The sequence below is a fragment of the Nisaea sp. genome (assembly GCF_039990255.1).
Lineage (GTDB): Bacteria > Pseudomonadota > Alphaproteobacteria > Thalassobaculales > Thalassobaculaceae > Nisaea.
This window is the reverse complement of record NZ_JBDXGG010000010.1, coordinates 1-17,263: the sequence shown is the minus strand read 5'-3', so window position 1 is coordinate 17,263 and position 17,263 is coordinate 1. Positions and strand designations below refer to the sequence as shown.

Annotated in this window: 14 protein-coding genes and 1 pseudogene; 11 read left to right on the top strand and 4 right to left on the bottom strand. The window is 56.3% G+C overall.

Annotated features, from left to right (window positions below; translation table 11 throughout):
• Position 1 precedes the first annotated feature (1 nt).
• Complete coding sequence (locus ABJ076_RS08860) at positions 2–499, bottom strand: hypothetical protein (protein ID WP_348188232.1); 498 nt, start codon at positions 497–499, stop codon at positions 2–4.
• Between ABJ076_RS08860 and ABJ076_RS08855 the strand changes: the two genes are divergently transcribed.
• From ABJ076_RS08855 to ABJ076_RS08805, 11 genes are all read left to right on the top strand, one after another.
• Positions 498–1,580 carry a hypothetical protein gene (locus ABJ076_RS08855; RefSeq protein WP_348188230.1) on the top strand — a complete coding sequence of 361 codons (1,083 nt, stop codon included), beginning with the start codon at positions 498–500 and terminating at the stop codon, positions 1,578–1,580. The genes ABJ076_RS08860 and ABJ076_RS08855 overlap by 2 nt on opposite strands.
• Positions 1,581–1,848: 268 nt before the next feature.
• Positions 1,849–2,532 (top strand): VirB8/TrbF family protein, encoded by a 684-nt coding sequence (locus tag ABJ076_RS08850; RefSeq protein ID WP_348188227.1) that lies wholly within the window; start codon positions 1,849–1,851, stop codon positions 2,530–2,532.
• Complete coding sequence (locus tag ABJ076_RS08845; protein WP_348188224.1) at positions 2,532–3,581, top strand: TrbG/VirB9 family P-type conjugative transfer protein; 1,050 nt, start codon at positions 2,532–2,534, stop codon at positions 3,579–3,581. Before ABJ076_RS08850 ends, ABJ076_RS08845 begins: the two co-directional genes overlap by 1 nt.
• Position 3,582: 1 nt before the next feature.
• On the top strand, positions 3,583–4,683 hold the full coding sequence (locus ABJ076_RS08840) for a TrbI/VirB10 family protein (RefSeq protein ID WP_348188221.1): 1,101 nt from the start codon (positions 3,583–3,585) through the stop codon (positions 4,681–4,683).
• Positions 4,684–4,808: 125 nt separating this feature from the next.
• A complete protein-coding gene (locus ABJ076_RS08835) occupies positions 4,809–6,833 on the top strand; it encodes a hypothetical protein (protein ID WP_348188218.1) in 2,025 nt (674 codons plus the stop codon).
• Positions 6,834–6,838: 5 nt separating this feature from the next.
• The gene (locus ABJ076_RS08830) at positions 6,839–7,786 is read left to right on the top strand and encodes a CpaF/VirB11 family protein (protein ID WP_348188216.1); all 948 of its coding nucleotides are present in this window, start codon (positions 6,839–6,841) and stop codon (positions 7,784–7,786) included.
• Between the two features lies 1 nt (position 7,787).
• Positions 7,788–9,533 carry a type IV secretory system conjugative DNA transfer family protein gene (locus tag ABJ076_RS08825; RefSeq protein ID WP_348188214.1) on the top strand — a complete coding sequence of 582 codons (1,746 nt, stop codon included), beginning with the start codon at positions 7,788–7,790 and terminating at the stop codon, positions 9,531–9,533.
• A gap of 2 nt (positions 9,534–9,535) precedes the next feature.
• Positions 9,536–10,567 (top strand): toprim domain-containing protein, encoded by a 1,032-nt coding sequence (locus tag ABJ076_RS08820; protein ID WP_348188211.1) that lies wholly within the window; start codon positions 9,536–9,538, stop codon positions 10,565–10,567.
• A gap of 6 nt (positions 10,568–10,573) precedes the next feature.
• Positions 10,574–10,960 carry a conjugal transfer protein TraJ gene (locus tag ABJ076_RS08815; RefSeq protein WP_348188209.1) on the top strand — a complete coding sequence of 129 codons (387 nt, stop codon included), beginning with the start codon at positions 10,574–10,576 and terminating at the stop codon, positions 10,958–10,960.
• On the top strand, positions 10,938–12,527 hold the full coding sequence (gene traI / locus ABJ076_RS08810) for a TraI/MobA(P) family conjugative relaxase (RefSeq protein WP_348188207.1): 1,590 nt from the start codon (positions 10,938–10,940) through the stop codon (positions 12,525–12,527). Before ABJ076_RS08815 ends, traI begins: the two co-directional genes overlap by 23 nt.
• Positions 12,528–12,917: 390 nt before the next feature.
• On the top strand, positions 12,918–13,085 hold the full coding sequence (locus ABJ076_RS08805) for a hypothetical protein (protein WP_348188204.1): 168 nt from the start codon (positions 12,918–12,920) through the stop codon (positions 13,083–13,085).
• Positions 13,086–13,355: 270 nt separating this feature from the next.
• Here the strand turns inward: ABJ076_RS08805 and ABJ076_RS08800 are convergent, their stop codons facing one another.
• The 3 genes and pseudogenes from ABJ076_RS08800 to ABJ076_RS08790 all read right to left on the bottom strand — a co-directional run.
• Positions 13,356–14,327 carry a hypothetical protein gene (locus tag ABJ076_RS08800; RefSeq protein ID WP_348188202.1) on the bottom strand — a complete coding sequence of 324 codons (972 nt, stop codon included), beginning with the start codon at positions 14,325–14,327 and terminating at the stop codon, positions 13,356–13,358.
• A gap of 317 nt (positions 14,328–14,644) precedes the next feature.
• Positions 14,645–16,444, bottom strand: coding sequence for a hypothetical protein (locus ABJ076_RS08795; RefSeq protein WP_348188199.1), 1,800 nt, complete (start codon positions 16,442–16,444; stop codon positions 14,645–14,647).
• A gap of 66 nt (positions 16,445–16,510) precedes the next feature.
• Positions 16,511–17,263 (bottom strand): annotated as a pseudogene (locus tag ABJ076_RS08790) (hypothetical protein); the annotation flags it as partial.

Here is a 17,263-nt window from a genome sequence, read left to right as displayed (position 1 = left end):
CTTATTCGGCCCGACTGACGGATTTAATGGTTTTCTCGATCTTACGAATCAGGAGTGGATCAGCCCAAGCGGGTATAGAAAGACAACTCCCGGGAAAAATATTCAGGTTAGAAACCCGCTCACACTCAACCTCGGAAAAAACACCCCAGGGCGTCGGCTCAGCACCGGGAATAAGGCCCGCCGGAGTGACCCAGGAGGAAATACCTGCGACCTCAATCTGCTTCCACAAATCAATCAACGTTATCAGGTCGAAGAAAGCCTTTCGGTCGTCATAGCTCGGATCGTTCTTGTATGCCTCGACCTTTGGCCGAGTTGGCGACCACCATCCAAAGGGCTTCCTCATTTCGTATTTGAGCTCATCCAGCTCATCACGCGTCTTGATGCTGCCCCACCAATTTTTTGCGCGCTCAAAATCGTAAAAGCTCTGCTCAGTGATCCTTTCCTTGGGTCCAGCGGCCGAAACGGCACGCACTGGAACCACAAAAAGGCAGATAATCATGAATGAGGCGATAACATGCTTTACCTGCCCCATTGTTAATGAATATGTCGAACTTGCGGGTAATTTCACAGAAAATCTTAGTGAAACGCTCATTCCGGCAATGTGGAAAGCATTTTCTGCTTTAGCCTCGTTCTGGATTGTCATACAGGGCATTAAACTAATCCTTGGTTCATTAGATATTGGTGCTTTGGCACGCGAATTTATTTATATGATTATAGCTGCGGGACTGTTGGCAGGGCAAGGGCCACAATTGGTAAACACCGTCTACAGCGCGTCACTTTCAACAATATCTGGCGCGGCTGCGACCGTCCTTTTTGCGGGAGCAATAGCAGACGAAACGGGGATTACTGCGGAAAACTCTACCGCATCCGGATCTAGCAAAATCGCAGGTCTCGATGGCATGACAGCTTTGGTGGGAGCTGCGGAGAAAGGAGTTTTCAAAGTATTCAAGATGGTTGAGGTTCTAATCGAGTCCTCATCTGGTTGGGGACCGAATGTCGGCGCCTTTGTGACCGCCGTTTTGATTTTACTGCCTTATGCACTTTTATTGATTGTGTATTTTGCTCAAGTAGTTGTGACAATTTTTCGTGTCATGGCAATCTGCGCCCTCTCACCAATAATCATGTTGATGGTGGGTTTTAATTTCAGTCGCGGAATGTTTGTTACTGCCCTCCGCACTTTATTCGCGAGCTTCATGGTTTTGTATGGCGCAACCATCGCGCTCGCCGTGTGTCTATACGGCGTGGCTTCTATGGACATTGCCGCTGAACCCTTCAATGAACGAGAAATTGAACTCTTCCTCGACTGGAGCAATCCGAGGCTCTGGGTAACCATCATGTTGGGGTGGCTTGGTACCGCCTTTATGGCGGAAGCAACCTCGATTGCGAATTCAATCTCCTCCGCAAACCTAACCAATCAAGCAGCAGTGATCATTACAGCAGGCACGACTGCGACGGGTCTGACGATGCTGCGGCACGGTAAAGGCCGCGCCAGCCAGGCTTACCGCAGAGGCCGGACGCTGGTTGGAAACGCTTTTTCTTCGAGCGGGGGGGAGCCAAAGCGAGGGCCAAAGTGGGAGTGAAAGTGGCGACGGTAAGTCCACCAGCAGCACCACGGAACCGGCTGATCACGTCAAAGATCCCGGCATTGACAATTCTCAAAAATAGAAAGGGTCGAAGAATGGTTAACACCAAGATAAGGCGGGTTCGATTGGCCGCTGTTGTGGTCGTCGGGGCGTTGATGGCGGGTTGCGCAGCAACCGAGATGCCAGAAGACAATGACGGGTCCGACGAGATGCGTAAGTCGCCTTGCGCTTGTTATCAGTTGGAGTACGAGCCGAGAGGTGTCCAATGGAAGAGGGCTTGAAAAATCCGGCAGGGGTTGGCTCGGTCGCAGCAGCCGATCCCTACAGTCATGACGTGGCCCATCGGCGCCTCGCGTTCGCGTTCAGATGCGTGTCAATCACATGCGTAGCGCTCGTCGGTGCGGTTGTTGTCCTCGCGACCGGCATTGCGGAGCTGGGACCACTCAAAACAACCGAATATGCGCTGGTCCGGTCCTATGGTCCCGACGACCGACTTTACCGGATCGAGCCAATCACTCAGAAGGTGGATGGGTTCGAGCTGCTGCTTGAGAGCCAGGCACAGAACTACACCAAACTTGTCCTCGAAATTGACAAGCCGACCCAGGAGACCCGCCACAGAGACGCCATGCTTATGACAGATGGCCGTTTCTGGAAAAAACTGCGCCAAAACCGTCTGCAAACCAAGGAGATGGCGCGAGCCCTCAAAGACGGTCTGGAACGCAAGGTTCATGTTCTATCCGCCAACAAGGTAGAGGGCCGGAAGAGCGGCTACCTAATGGTGGTCGAGTTTGAGCAGGTGGATTCCAGAGGCGAGAAAGAAATCGGCCGGAAAAAGCTGCAAGCGTATCTGTCGATGGAAACCCGGCCGGGCGAAGTGCGGGAGTCGGATCGGTACATCAATCCGCTGGGAATCTTTGTCACGGATATGGTTGTGAAGGGGCGTATGTAATGCATAAAAAATCTATTGCTGTGTGGCTAGGAGCGCTCGTTTGCCTCGTGGTGACACAAGAGGCCAACGCGCAAACGGTTTCGCAAGGGCAAACGAGAAAGACGGCATTGCCGAATCATACGGCGCAAGTCACTCGGTTACCGGTCCCTGACTCTGTTCTGGAACAGGCGCAGCAGCAATTTGATGGGGGTTACGGGCAATTGGTGCGCCCGCGAAGCCCCGGTCAGACGCAAAGAGCATGGGACGAAAACGACGTGACCGACGCCGTACATACCGCAGCGCTTTGCGATGGCTGTGTTTACAAAATGCGCGTCCGAGAGTGGTTTGTTTCATTGATCCAGCTCCCAGAGGGGGAGCGGATCGAAAGCGCGGACGTGGGTGATCCAAGCGGCTTTACGGTCGAACGCCGCAGCGATAACCGGCTGATGGTAAAGCCCTTGGGTGCTGGCTATGACAGCACGTTGGTCGTCTATGGGGAAAGCGGGAGAATCTACCCGTTCTATCTGCGAGCTGAAGGGTTCAATTCGACCAATACGCCAGACGTGATTTTCAAAATCGAGGGGCAGGTGCCCGACATCGACCGGCTGGCAACTCAGGTGGTTTTTGAGCCGCATGGTGCGACCGATGCGGCCGAGCAAGAAATGCCCGACATTCGGCCGGAGAGTACTGGCGAACGCGAAGGGAATGATCTGGACAAAATTGTCAGTGATCTTCAAACGACTGAACCAGAGACGCCTGCCGAGGATTTCGTAGCGAATGTGGAGTTTGATCCCGCCAAGCTGCGAGGCTTTGATCAATATGAGATGTGGGGCGATGACGATACGCTCGTGCCTGAGCGCGTCTATCGTGATGATCATTTCACTTACATCGACTTCGGCGACAAGTGGAAGGACATAGAATTGCCGGTCGCATATGTCGTGGTCGATGACATTGATGAGACGGTAAACACACGCGTTCAGGGGCGTGTGTACATCGTTGAAAGCACGCGTGAGCTGATTACGCTCAAGTCCGGAAAAAGCTTCCTTTGTATCAAGTATAAAGGGGAGTGACATGAGCGTGGTGTGTGATCTCGCTCTTGCGGTCAACCTCACTCTCAACGGTCTGTGTGTGGCGGACGTTGTTGAGAAACCGGGTTTCGAGCTGCCCGCTGACGATGAGGCGGCTTATGCGTTGCCAGTTGCCCCGGTAGAAGTGCCTAAAAAGAAAGAGCCGCCGCGATTTCCGCCGATTGTCATCCGTGAAGCGGCGCCGCCGCCCGTGATTATCGCGGCGCCTCCTCCTCCTCCGCCGCCGCCTCCCGTGATTGTTGCGGCTCCGCCGCCAGATCCTTTGGCAAGCGCACTAGAACAGTTGTATCAATCCGGACCGCTGGTGAACGTAAGGCGGGAAACAAGGGTTATTCTAACGCCGCCGAAAAGAAGTGAGCCGCTTGATTTTCCCATGCCGGTCGCCGAACCAAAGACCCCGCTCGGCCCTCCGCCAATGGCGAAAGAAGCGGATTATACGGGAGACAGGCGGACATCCGGGTATCCGGTAGATAACAGCAGGATTCTTACGGCGGATAGGTACATAACGGTTGTGCTCGAAACGGGAATCAACAGTCAAATTGGCGGCGGTGCCGCTGGAACAATCAACGTGCAGTCCGCAAGAGACGTTTTCGGATATCACGACCGAAACGTGCTTATACCCAAAGGCTCGCGGCTCATTTGCAGTTACACATCGCCGGAAGATGTTGGCTCATCCCGGCTCGCAATTGAATGTGAGCGAATTCTGATTGCAGGGCACCGCGCAGAGATTCGAAACCTGAATTCACTGTTGGCCGATGTGCAGGGGCGGTCCGGTACATCAGGTGAGGTCGATAACCGTTTCGGTGAAAGATACGGCACCGCATTCCTGCTGACAGGTATTTCAACAGGCGTGAGCTTGGGCGCGGGCCTGGCTGCGTCGGACAGTGAAGACGAAAGCACGTCACTGCAATCTGGTCTTGATGCTGGAGCAGCGGAGCTTTCTGAACGCTTGGGCGAAATCAGTGCTGGCGTGCTTGAGCGAACGCTTGAGCTGAAGCCAATTATCACAGTGCCGCAGGGGACGCGGCTTCAGATCCGTCCCCGCACGGATTGGTACATTGCTAAGATGGAGGACCAAGAGTGAATAAATATTATATATTTATTATTTGTTATGCTGCGTTGATTAGCACGCAACCACAGGTCCCAGCGAACGCGCAAACGCAACAAAGATCCGCAGGCGCTGAGGCGTCCAGCGGGCTTGTGGAGGAAATGAGCGAACAGGCCAAAAAGATTGATATCGAAGTCCGCCCGGTCTCTTCGATTGAGATCCCAGAGCACGAGGCCGCTTCATTCGAAATGAACTTCGACAAAGTGCCGGATATCCCTCCGGAGCTTACGCAAAATGTGACCGTTGACGCATACACGAGATATGTGGATGTCGATGGTCAAAGAATTGCGCAATTGGTCCTTTCCCGGGTGCGCAAGGGCGAGCGGGCTGAAGCGCTCACAACAGAGAACTTCTATTCTCAGTTTCAGATCAAAGAGCCGGCCCTTGATAGTACCAAGGACGTGATTGTAGAGGGCGATCATGCAGAGTTGCTTGCGGCGCTGACACGGCTCGTTGTTGACGAAGAGAAGGGCACGAACACCGCCGAATCAAACGAGCACCAGAATGTTGGTGGTGACGAAAACTCGAAGCGAACAGAAAGTGTCGGGAGTAATAGCGGCGGCAACGAGGATGCAGCGGCTTACACGACACCAGAACCAATCATTACCGAAGATGAACCGCCGTATGTTTTTACTGTTGATGTGCTAACAGACGGCTGTCCGATCCGCGTCGATATCGGACAGCTAACCGCATTTCAGCAGAGCAAGGTCATCACCAATGACAACGGACAAAAGACAGAAACGCCCTGTGAAGACAGTAACGCGCAGTACCCGCTAGAGAGGTCCTACGCATCTTGCTCGGACAGGGTAGACTTGGATGCTCGTCTCGCAACGGCACAATACCAGCTGTACTACACTGGCCCCGGCGGCGAGCGTGTTACGGCACAAGACTGTGTAGACGATGAAGACAAGACATATGAAATCGTTGAGCAGCATGACGGATGCGCCGTTTATCTGGACTATGCGTCTTATCAAGCCGTGCCGTTGGCAACGCTCGCATATCTCAATGATGTAAATGCGACCGTGGAGGTTCGCGGCTGCGAAACGTCCGAGTCCAAAGCTGCTGTTCCGCTCGTACCGACAACAGACGGGTGCACGATCCGGCATGCGTTCAATGAAGAACTGTCATATCAGCAAGGTCGTTATCAATACACGCTTGAGGGCGTCACATGGGACGCTGGATCATGCATTGATAATGGAACAACCTATTCGCATGTGCCGACCTTCACTGACGAAGGCGGCCGCCGCGTGTGCGAACCCATCGTTAACGAATCTTCGCAACGGGTTACACAGCAATATCGGCTGCGGATCACCGTTGATGACGTGGATTCCTACATTACGGAATGTCGGCCAGCGACGGGCAATCTGGCTATTCAGAGCACCACAGACGGTTGCACCGATCCCGCGACGTGGGACCACGATATTTCAGCCGGTCTCTCCTATAACAAGATCCGCGAATACTACATGCGGAACGGTGCGCGTGAGTACATCAACGAATGCATCACAGGAACGCAGACGTACTCGCACAATCTAGAGCTGGCGGGCTGGCTTACAGACGATGGCTCGCTCACTGCGCAACGCCTGCACAAAATCTCTATCAACACTCCCTCGGGACAATATGTCATCAGTGAGTCGGAGCTGCTTTCTGGGGCGTCGGCAGAGCCCTATGTGCGAGACCGGGTAAAGCAAGAGCTTACCGGGGACAGCACATATGAAGGGTGTGCGGCGATACGGGCGACCCGCAACATTGCTGTCTACAACCGCCCCGATGAATCGGAATACCTAAAAGATGAAGGGGTCGGAACGCCAGTTCGAGAAGGGAACATCTGTCAGGAATCTAACGCCGGATATAAGAGCTATAAGGTCGGAGAGGAGGCTACGTGTTCACAACAGAACCATAACGATACTTCTACCATTACGGTCTTCAGATACGATCTGGTGCGAGTAGCCAGCAAGGTTGTTGTAACGAACGGTGAAACAAGCGCGGTTGTCTCTACCACTTACACTTGGGCCGGTTCGGCGAGTAGGTCTGGCGCGACGTCAAGCTCGCAAACGGATGCAATATGCGACCACGTTAGTACTGGCGTGAATATGTATGGTGGGTTCGCAACCCCGCCAGCGTGGTAGCCGACATGGATAGGCTTGGAGAACGCATCCTGGCGCCGCTCGCGCGGTACTATGCCCCACACGAAACTGTCGAAATGCGGATCTCGCGACCACACCGTGTTGTGGTCGAACGAAGAGGCGCCGGAAAGGAGGAATTCGAAGACCCGGAGTTGTCGAGGGCGAAGATAGAATCTCTTGCTCGCTCATTAGCGAACAAGAACGGCCTCGTTTTTGACGGAGAAGAAAACGTGAAGCTCTCCTGTGTTTTAGCAGGCGGGCATCGTTTCGAATGCCTTGTCGGCAATTCCGCGCAGAGCGGCGTCAGTCTCGCAATCCGGTGCAAGCACCCTTTTGAGCCAAGCTGGGAGCAATGGGGGGTCTCGGGCGAGATTCGGAATTATCTAGAGGCGGCTGTCGCGTCCGAAGCCAATATTATTGTGTCTGGCGCGACCAATACCGGCAAAACCACGCTCCTGAATATGTTGCTGGCAACGCTTCCGGTCGATCGGCGCATTGTCGCGATGGAAGACACTCCGGAGCTTCATATAGACCGGTTTTATGACGGGATCGGCCTCCTCGCGTCCCGCGAGGAAAAGAACGGGGCCGGAATGGTTAGCTGGCGTGAGCTCTACGATCACACCATGCGGATCACACCCGATCATATCCTTCTTGGGGAGATCAGCACCCAGAACGCATTCGCCGCCCTGGCTGCGCTCAATTCCGGCGTGACAGGCTTCATGTGCACGATTCACGCAGAAAGCCCCCATCAGGTCATTCATAGAAAATTTGATCAGAACGTGGCTTGGGCCGGGGCGGCAATGCCCCGCATCCCTGAGTTCATCCAGGAGCTGATTGACGTGATCGTTCAAATCAAACGGTCAGCGGATGGCTTTAGACGCGTGACGGACATCTATGAGGCGCGGAACGGGCGGTTCGTCCTGAAAGACGGGCACCCGGTGAGGGAGGAAGATTAGAATGGTCAAACTCCGTTTGGTGCTTCTGGTAATTGCTATCGCAATGGTTCTCGCCGTCCTTGCGCAATGGTGGTGGCTTGTCGGGTTCGATCCATCAGATAAGCGTTGGTGGAGCTGGCTATTAGCAGTGGTCAAGGATAGCGGAACATCGCTCCCGGCCGGTATGGAAGCGGCAATGCTATATGCCGGAATTCCAGGTGTTTTTTGCATGGCCGCAGCCTCCGCAGGGTTGGCGAAAACGGCAGCCAGAACAAAGTTTGGGGAGTTTGGCGCCAAAGAAATCCACGGCTCGGCGGCATGGGCGAGTGTCGCAGACATTCGAAAAGCGGGGTTTTTCAGTAAACGGGGCATTCAGGTTGCCGGTTGGTCGCGTAGCGTCGGCAGGTTCAGGTCCCTTCGACACAATGGACCTGAACATATTCTGTGCTTCGCCCCGACGCGCTCGGGCAAGGGGGTGTCGCTTGTTGTGCCGGCGCTTCTTGAATGGCCGGATTCAGTCTTCGTATTCGACATCAAAGGCGAGAACCACGCGCTGTCGGCAGGATACCGCGCAAGCATCGGGCAGCGGGTTATCCGGTTTGATCCGACAGCGCGAGCGGGAGATCGATTCAATCCATTGGCCGAAATCCGGCTCGGTAACGGCGGCGAGATCCGCGACGCGCAATCTATCGCGCTGGCATTAATTGATCCGGATGGCCGGGGGCTAAAAGACCATTGGATGCGTGAAGGGGCGGCGTGGCTGTCAGCGGCCATTTTGCATGTGCTGTTCCGGAGCCGGGTTTGTGTGGGCCAGGTGGCTAACCTGAACGATGTTCGGGAATTTCTTTCCCAAGTGGATGATGAGGAAGACGCGAACGCGGAAGACCCTATGGACGCGATGCTGGACGCAATGGTGGCGTTCGAGCATGGCGAGCGGGCAGTTGACCGCGAAGTGCACGGCGCCGCGACCACTATGCGGATGAAAGATTACAAAGAGCGTAGCGGCGTTCACTCCACGGCATTGGCGGCGCTGCGTTTATTTTCAGATCCGATTGTGGCGGCAAATACCGGCGCATCCGATTTCGCGCTTGGTGATCTGTGCGGGGATCAGCCGGTCTCGTTGTACCTTGTTGTTCCGCCCTCGGACATCGACCGGCTGCGCCCGCTCACGCAAATGATGATCGCTATGTTGGTCCGTCATCTGACTGAAAATTTCGAAGCGCGTGCGGGCAAGAGGAAACTCCTTCTGCTGCTGGACGAATTTACCGCACTGGGAAAGGTCGAGATCCTGGAACGTGCTTTGGCCTATCTCGCTGGATATGGCGTGAAGGCATTTCTCATCGTCCAGGACCTGGCAATGTTGCGCGGTGTCTACGGGCCGCATGAAGCGGTCAGCGGCAATTGCCATGTCCAGATAGCGTTCGCGCCCAACGTTCTAGGAACGGCGAAAGTCATCTCAGAGATGGTAGGTCGAACAACCGTGGTTCAAAAGCGGCGATCTGCGTCCGGCTCGTTGGGCGGCCGAAACTCGATCAATCAAAGCGAGACCGAAACCGGCCGACCATTGTTGACGGCAGACGAAGCGATGCGAATGGGTCGCCTGAATACTGGTGGTGGCGGTGCAAAGCCGGGTGAGGTGCTGGTGCTGGCGGCTGGATGTCGCCCGATACGGGCAAGACAGAAACTCTTCTTTCAGGACCGGGAATTGCGCCGTCGCGCGGCGATGTCGCCCCCAGCGGCAAAACCACGTGACCGAGTAGGAGGATGACGATGGCTGACGAAAACGATGCAATTGCCGCATTCGGCGCCGCGCTCAAAGAACATGGATTCAACTTAGAAGGCCAACCGATAATGGATGGCGAATGGCAACGCGCTCGTGTTGAAGGCGACAAGGGAAGCAAAAGAAGCGGCTCATATCGTGGCTTCCTCGATGGCGGAAAGCCGCGCGGAATCATCAATAACTTTAAGGGAGGTGATCCAGTTACGTGGGTCGGCGAGGCGGAGAGGGTTCCGCCGGCCGTGTTCAAACGGCAGATGGATGACGCGAGGCAGAAGCGGGAGCAGCAAGCTAAAGAGCGCGAAGCAACACAGCGTGAAGTCGCGCGGAAAGCCTACGGCATTTTTACCAATGCGGCGTCCGCACCTGCGGACCACCCCTATCTCATTAAGAAGGGCGTGGAGCCGTATGGGGTCAAGATCGACCGGTACGGGCGTTTGCTCGTGCCGCTTCGTGATCGAGAAGGATTTCTATGGGGAGTCCAACTGATAGATCAAAACGGTCGAAAGAGTTTCCTAGAGGATTCGCGGAAGGCGGGACTTTTCCATGTGCTGGGAGAACCAGCAAAACTCACAGGGAAGGGGCCTATTATCCTGGCGGAAGGTTACGCGACCGGAGCAACCCTTCATAAAGAGACAGGAATAACAACAATCGTCGCCTTCGACGGCGGGAACCTTCCGGCTGTCGCCGCAACGGTGCACAGCATGAAGCCAGACCGATTCCAGATCATAGGCGCGGACGATGACCATAACGCCAAGGAAGACAACCCAGGACGCAAGGCGGCGGCGAAGGCGCTCAACGCAGTGAATGAGAAGCGCGGGGCGGCAATGATCATAGTGCCGCCGTTCTCAACCGAGGAAAAGAAAGCCGGGCTGACCGATTGGAACGACCTGGCGCTTAAGCGTGGCGGCGCCGCAATCAAAGAAGCCCTGAGCGACCCTCGTATTTTTGAGCGCGAAACACACGCGCCGCGCCAAGTCACTCAAAGCGTATCGCAGAAACGATGCCGCGACTTTGGGCTTTGAGAACAAATGGCGTCAAATCGATACGTTGCAAAAACCTATTTGGTCGATGGCGAACGGCAAGAGCTTGCAAGGCTGTGCGGTCAGACAGGGCTTTCCCAATCAGAACTTATCCGGCGGCTGATTGTCGGCGCCTCTCTTCCCTCGCCACAAGATCGAGCGGGATGGGAGAGCATCAAAGAGATCCTGTCTGTGAATGCCGACATGGCGCGGTTGGGAAACCTCTTCAAGCTCGCCTTGGATGAAGAACAGGGCGCGTCACGGACGCTAAAGCTCGGGTCGATCGCAGGTCAGATTGATGAGGCGAGGGCCGAACTCAAAGGGCTTGTGACAGCGATACGAGAGGTGTTGCAACCGATGAGGACACGGCCGGATGATCGCAAAAAGGGTCAATAAGACAGCCAAGATAGGCGAGGATTTCACGCGCCTTGGAGAGTACATCGCGGCGGCCCGAGAGGCCGGCGAAAAGCTGGACCAGCTTTGGATTGGAAACTGTGCTGCAGGTGACAGTAAAGAAGATCTAGAAGCTGCGTTGGCGGAAGTGGAAGCCGTCCGCCAACTGAAGGGCGGAAACGGGAACAGAACCTACCATCTGATCGTGTCGTTTCGAGAAGGCGAAAGAGAAAAGCTAACGCCGCACGATCTCAAGGAAATAGCCAAGAGCTATGCCGATGCACTGGGATTTGGCGAACATCAGTATGTCGCCGGCACCCACATCAATACTGATAACTTCCACATGCACATCGCGTTTAACAAAATCCATCCGGTGACGGGGACGATTCACACTCCTTTCCGGGATTTCAAGATCCTGGAGAAAACCAGCCGGGCGATGGAGAAGCAATTCGAGCTGACAGTTGATAGGGGAATGTCGGATCGGGAGGCGCTGCAGGGCGAGCTTTCGCCGGCAGCGCGAGACTATGAAAGCGAAACCTGGGAGGTGAGCTTTCAAAGGTGGATGCTGGAGCAGAAGGAACCGATCATGGCCGTGCTGCAGGGCGCAACCAGTTGGCAAGAGGTTCACGCGGGCTTGGCGGTTTATGGTGTCCGACTGCAACAGCGGGGAGCGGGATTAGTATTCCGCGATCACGAGTTAAAGCACTCGATGAAAGCATCAGCTTTGGACAGGGCGGTAAGTGCCAAACGCTTGTCTGAAAGGTTAGGTCCCTTCGAGCGCGCGGCGGGCGATATGCAGCCGGACTTATCGGATGAGCGTAAATCAAATCGCGGTGTATATGGATCACCCATATACCAGCCCCGACCGCTGATGATGATGCCTGCAGGGGCAAAGTCACTATGGCAAAGATATATCGGCAAAAGACGGATCGTGCCATCAACGCGCGGGATCATAGCCCGGAATTGGCGAACCTTTTTGCAGACGGAAGCGCATACAGATCCGCTTGCGTTTGTGATGGTCGTCGCACAACGAGAGCTGCTTGAGGAGTTGTTACGGACTCTTGGAGGGGACTACGGCAGGGGCGGCGCAGAAATAAGGCAAAACAAGCACAACGGGGCTAAGACGGTAACGCCGCCGGACGCGGGCATAGAGACCGAAAAGGGCAAGCTGATCGAGCGTGCACCGTCAGAGCCAAGCCGGATCGAGCCACGAACAGCGGGCATTGACGAGAGTCCGAAAGTGCCAACGGCAGCCGCGCTTGTACGCTTTATCGAGCACGGGCACGCGCCGTTTAAGAACAATCCCTCGAACCCGAAAAGCTATTACGTCACCGTTGAGAAGCCGGGCGGTCAACCTCACACCATTTGGGGCGTGGACCTCGAACGCGCCATAGGCGAGGCAAACCCGGCACCTGGTGGGCTAGTTCGGATCGAGCGAACAGGCGCAAAGAAGGTGCCCAGGCGCAACGGTGAAACTTTCGAGCAAAACACTTGGTTGGTGCGACAAGAGACAAATCAAGAGATTCGACGCGAACGATCTCTGCACTCCGATAGGGCCTTGGAGCGGTAACTGGCCAGTTAGAGTGGCGTGGTCAAGGATAGGCTGTGGCGTTCTGTGGAGAATTGATCGAGTGGAAAAAAACACAGCGACGCGAGCTATTTCCACCCTGCAAGAATTGAAGAGGCTCATTAATCAAAATGGAACCGCCTTCCTGCTCACTCGGGACAGGGGTTTGGTGGTGTTAGCCCCTCTGGTAGGTGATCCGGCATCCCGCAAGCGACATCCAATACTTCTTGGGTCAGGCCGCGCACTTCTCCTGGCAGATCGGCCTCTTGTAAATTGGCCCATTTCAGATTGGCCCCTCGCAGTTTGCGCTGAGAACAGGTTGGCCTCTTTCAATCAAGCTCCGGTAAGAACCCCGCTCGGCAGATTCAGGTATAGTAAACGGGTCCCCTCAGCTTGGAGGTGCGGAAATTCTTCTTTGGCTTTGGCTGGTATGAGACAACGCCGGTTCGCGTTGCCATTGAGATTCCCGATGAGCCAGGGAATAAAGCTATCATGGGCTATATCCTGTTCATGACGACCACCGACTGGGATCGCCTGCGTCCGGCCGTCGACGATGACTGAAGCCGCACCTTCGCGGCCCATGCCAAGGCGGCCTCGGTCGACACCGGCGGCAATCAGTTCGCCTGGTACCGCTCGCGCGACCGGCGGCTGATGGCGCCGTCGCGCCTGTCGCGAAGCCTGTCGTCGAGCTTCACCTCGGTGCTAACTCCTCTTCGACGCGGCCGTCCTTCGGACCCGGTTACGGCATCGCGAAACCTTTCATTCTGCATGGAAAAAGCTGGCGAAGAACCGGTAGGCATCGGACGCATAGTCCGTCCACGTCGGCTTTGCTTACAACATGATCACACTCTCCGGCGGACGCCCCTTGAGAAGGCTGTTGTGAACGATACGCCCCATGATGCTCGGATGGTCGATCCCGGGCCGCGTTCTCGATTCCTGATCATTGCCTACCTTCACAGGGTGCAGGGTCGATGGTTGCAGGACCGATACGCCTTCCGGCGTGCCGAGAGGCACATGTTGCATGAAATGCTTTTCTGACTGGGCGCCGCTTGCCCGGGGATTCAATTCCGCTGCCCACCCACCGGCCTGCCGCTCAAATCCCGCCGTCGACGGATTCGACCTGTGAGTCATCGGCTTCGAGTAGTTCGTATCTCCGATATAACCGGTGACCGTTGTTTCCCCCGCCATGCTCACCGCATATTGTTTGAACGCATCATGGGTACTCCCTTCTTTCGCTGAATTACCGAGGAATTTATGTGGAATGTGCACGATCAAGGTTTGATACTTGCGCCCGTCTTCCGTCTCGTAGTTTACTCCCATGCAGGGTATTGTCTGACTTTCGTGCGGCACATCGACCGGTGCGGCATGGTAGACATCCTCCAAGTCCGATCTCACCAAAATGAAGAAATTCTGCTTGGCGTCATTTCCACCCGCAGCGTTTTTCCCCTGATGCTTGGCTAAAATCTTGAAACGGCTTTCGCCTCTGGTCGGGCCTTGGTTGAGACTCAAGTAACCTTCACTATCCGCGACGTCGTCCAGACCTTCGATGACGGCTATGATGTGAGGAGTCTCCTTGTCGAACAGCATGTGCGATGCGCGTCGGTCGGTACTCAACCCCGGGTCGCCAAATTTGATTCGTTTTATCAGGGCGGAGCGCCCGGTTTGGGTCACACGGGCCCGGCTCTCTTTCGTTGAGAATTCCCCTTGTTGGCCGGCTTGTTGGGCCTGGTAATTGGGCGTAAAGACGTGCCCGGCCTCGCGCGATATAATGGCGATCTTGCAGGCGTCGACGGCGGCATTCATGGGTGGCGACGACCTTCCGGCCGACGGTCGCTCCGTCAATACCGTAGCCTGCATCGACCCATTGGGTTCGACGGTAACACTGCCGGAGCGACCGTCGATCACAGGGACCGCCGGCGGCACCATAGATCTTGCGCGCCTGCTCCCATACGCCCTGACCGGGGGCCAGCCCTCCGAGCGTCCACGTTTTGGCAACTAACCTCTCCTTCCAACGCAATATAATCGAAAACATCGGGAGTCCTTGGCCAGAACCCTCATAAAAATCAGACAGACCTTATGTCCTCACCAATATTTGACATGAAAATCATATACCTGATGAACTAATCACCAATCGCGACAGTTCTGCACAGGTAATCGCAGGTCGACGTCTTCTTGGTTGCCTGCAGCCCAATGACGATCACGTTCAGTCCAGGAACGAGATAGTCGTGATAGCTGACCGAGTCGTAGTAGAGATTGCGTAGATTGACGACCAGCAGGTTGTTGTCGCCGCCCGACCCCTCGGTCGTGTTCACCGTGAACACCAGATCCGGCGACGTGCTCGGCTTTCCGGCGGTACTCGGCGACACCCCGGACGGGTTGAACCACATCGACAACTCGCAGGCCTGGCCGGCCGCACCGACCCAATGTTTCAGATAGAGGTTGAGGTCGCCGTCGAACGGCGCGAGCTTGAAGCAGACGTTGATCTGCGCGGAAAAGCTGTGGTCGACGAGCGACGCGGAAAGTACCGCGTTATTCGCCGGGCTGCGGGCTGCGGGCGCCGTGAAACCCTCGGTCAGGACCATCAGATTGTTGTCCGCCGAAACCGAGCGGGAAAACGCTCCCGACGTGATTGGCGCCAGGAAACCGCTCGGCAGAAACCCGACGATCGCGCCGTTGGCGCCGGAATTGTGGGTGATCGGATCGAGCGCCAGGACGGAGAGATCGAGGTCTGGACCGGTATGGATCTTCGTCTGACCGGGATTGACCTGCCCGACCACGCAGACGGTGCCGGGAGTGGCCACGCTCGCAGTAAAATGGCTGGCAAAGATCGTATCCACGACGTGGCTCGGCGTGATAATCGGCGCGGAATTCTGCGGATCTGTGTCGATTTGCCACGAAGAGGTCAAGGTGAAGTCGCCGCCCAGGATGGCGAGTTCGGTCGGCGGCGAAATGCTGTAGGCGAGAGTCTCTTCGCTATAGTCGCACGGAAAGACGTTCGCCACTTCCATGCTTGAGAGGTTCAGGTCGTAAGGGAAGGCATGCGTTTTTCCGTGCCTATTGCTAGCCGCGTTCGTCGCCAGGAAACTATACGGGTACTCCTGAGACAGGAACCAGGTGCAAGAGGGTATCGTCGGCGAGGCGGAGGAGACGTTCAGGGAGGAATAGAGGCCCCAGTCCTTGATCGCCATGCTGGCGTTGCTGGTGCTCTGCAGACTGTGTCCCAATTGCGACGACCGGTCTGCGCCAGATGAACGGGCAAGCGAATGGTCGGTGCTGTGGGACGTCCCCGTCGAGGCAGACCCCGTCAGTCCCCCGAACTGGCTGAGCGAAAGCGACACATCATAACTCTGCGTCGTTGTGTTGGACGCGCCCGTCGTCTTCTGGACCATGTTCGATTGGCCCTCGGAACTACCGCCTGAAGCCGCGACGCCGGAAGAACTGGAGAGGTTGACCATACTGTTCAAGGTCCGGGGCTGATAGTCCAGCAACCAGGCGTTGCCGATGTCGGCCCCTGGCGCGGCCGCCAGCGAAACGGAACTCATCGCCCAGACGGGATAGCAGTAATATCCCGTCGTCGTCTTCTGGTCGGTCTTGGAAACGCCGGACATGCTGGCGTAGAAGTAGTGTCTCCTGGGGTCCGGGATCATCCCCGGACCACCGGATTGGAGACTCGCGGGCAGATTAACGGATGGGGTGGTCGGATTGTTGATCACCAGCCGCTGTCTGCAGGTCACGATGTAACTTCTGAGATATCCGGAGTTGGAAAGGTTGTTCGTCACCCGCACCGAATAAAAGCAATAAAGCGTTCCGATTATCGCCTTCGAGGGTAATTTCGTCGCCGACGGGTACGAGCCCTCTGCCGGCTCGTATTCGATGGCGAACTGGTCGACGGCTGAGTAAAGATCAATTTGACCAATCATGGCAGCACCTTCCCTGTAAGCAAAGCCAATCGGCTTTGAGATTTCCGGATTTCTCTGGCTTGAAGACTATTTCTCGGCAGGCTTCACGTGGCCGGACGCGGATGTATCGGGCAAGCCCGACCATTTGCCCGTGCCGCCATTGATCGCAAAGCCATACGCATCGGTCGCGTCACTGACAACGCCCGGTACCGCCGAGATTCCGCTGGTCTTTTCGTCATGAACGTTAGGCGCCAAGGTCCCGCCGTTGATTGAGAGCGAGCCGTAGCCTTGCAGGAAGATGTCCCCGCCGGCCGATGACGCCGGGCTGGTCGCCTCCGCTTTATTGCCGTTGAATTCGACATTGTGAAGAGACAGCGTCGGCGCCAGACTAGGTTGATTGTGGTACTGGTCCTCGCTGCCGCCCATCATGAAGATGGCGCCGCCAAACCCGGCACCGCAGCCGCAGCTGCTGGAGGCCGCACCGATACCGCCGGGGCCAGAAAATCCCGAATCGCCGCCGCCCATGCCCCCTTCGGCCGCAATATGCCCCGGATTTCCTTTCGCGGCCCCGAAGCCGGGCAGCCCGGGACTGCCGGTCGTGCCGACAATCCCGCCAGGGCCACCGGAACCGTTATCGGCGTTGGAAGAAGAACGGCCGGCCTCATCGCCAAATTCAGACCCCCCGGCACCCCCGCCGCCCCCGCCGCCCGCGCCGCCGGCACCGCCACCGCCGCCACCATATCCCCCTTGTCCGCCGTCACCGGCGGCGCCGCCGTAACCACCGCCTTGCCCCTGCTGGCCTTCCCCCCATCCGTTCACGCCGCCAACGGCACCGCCGCC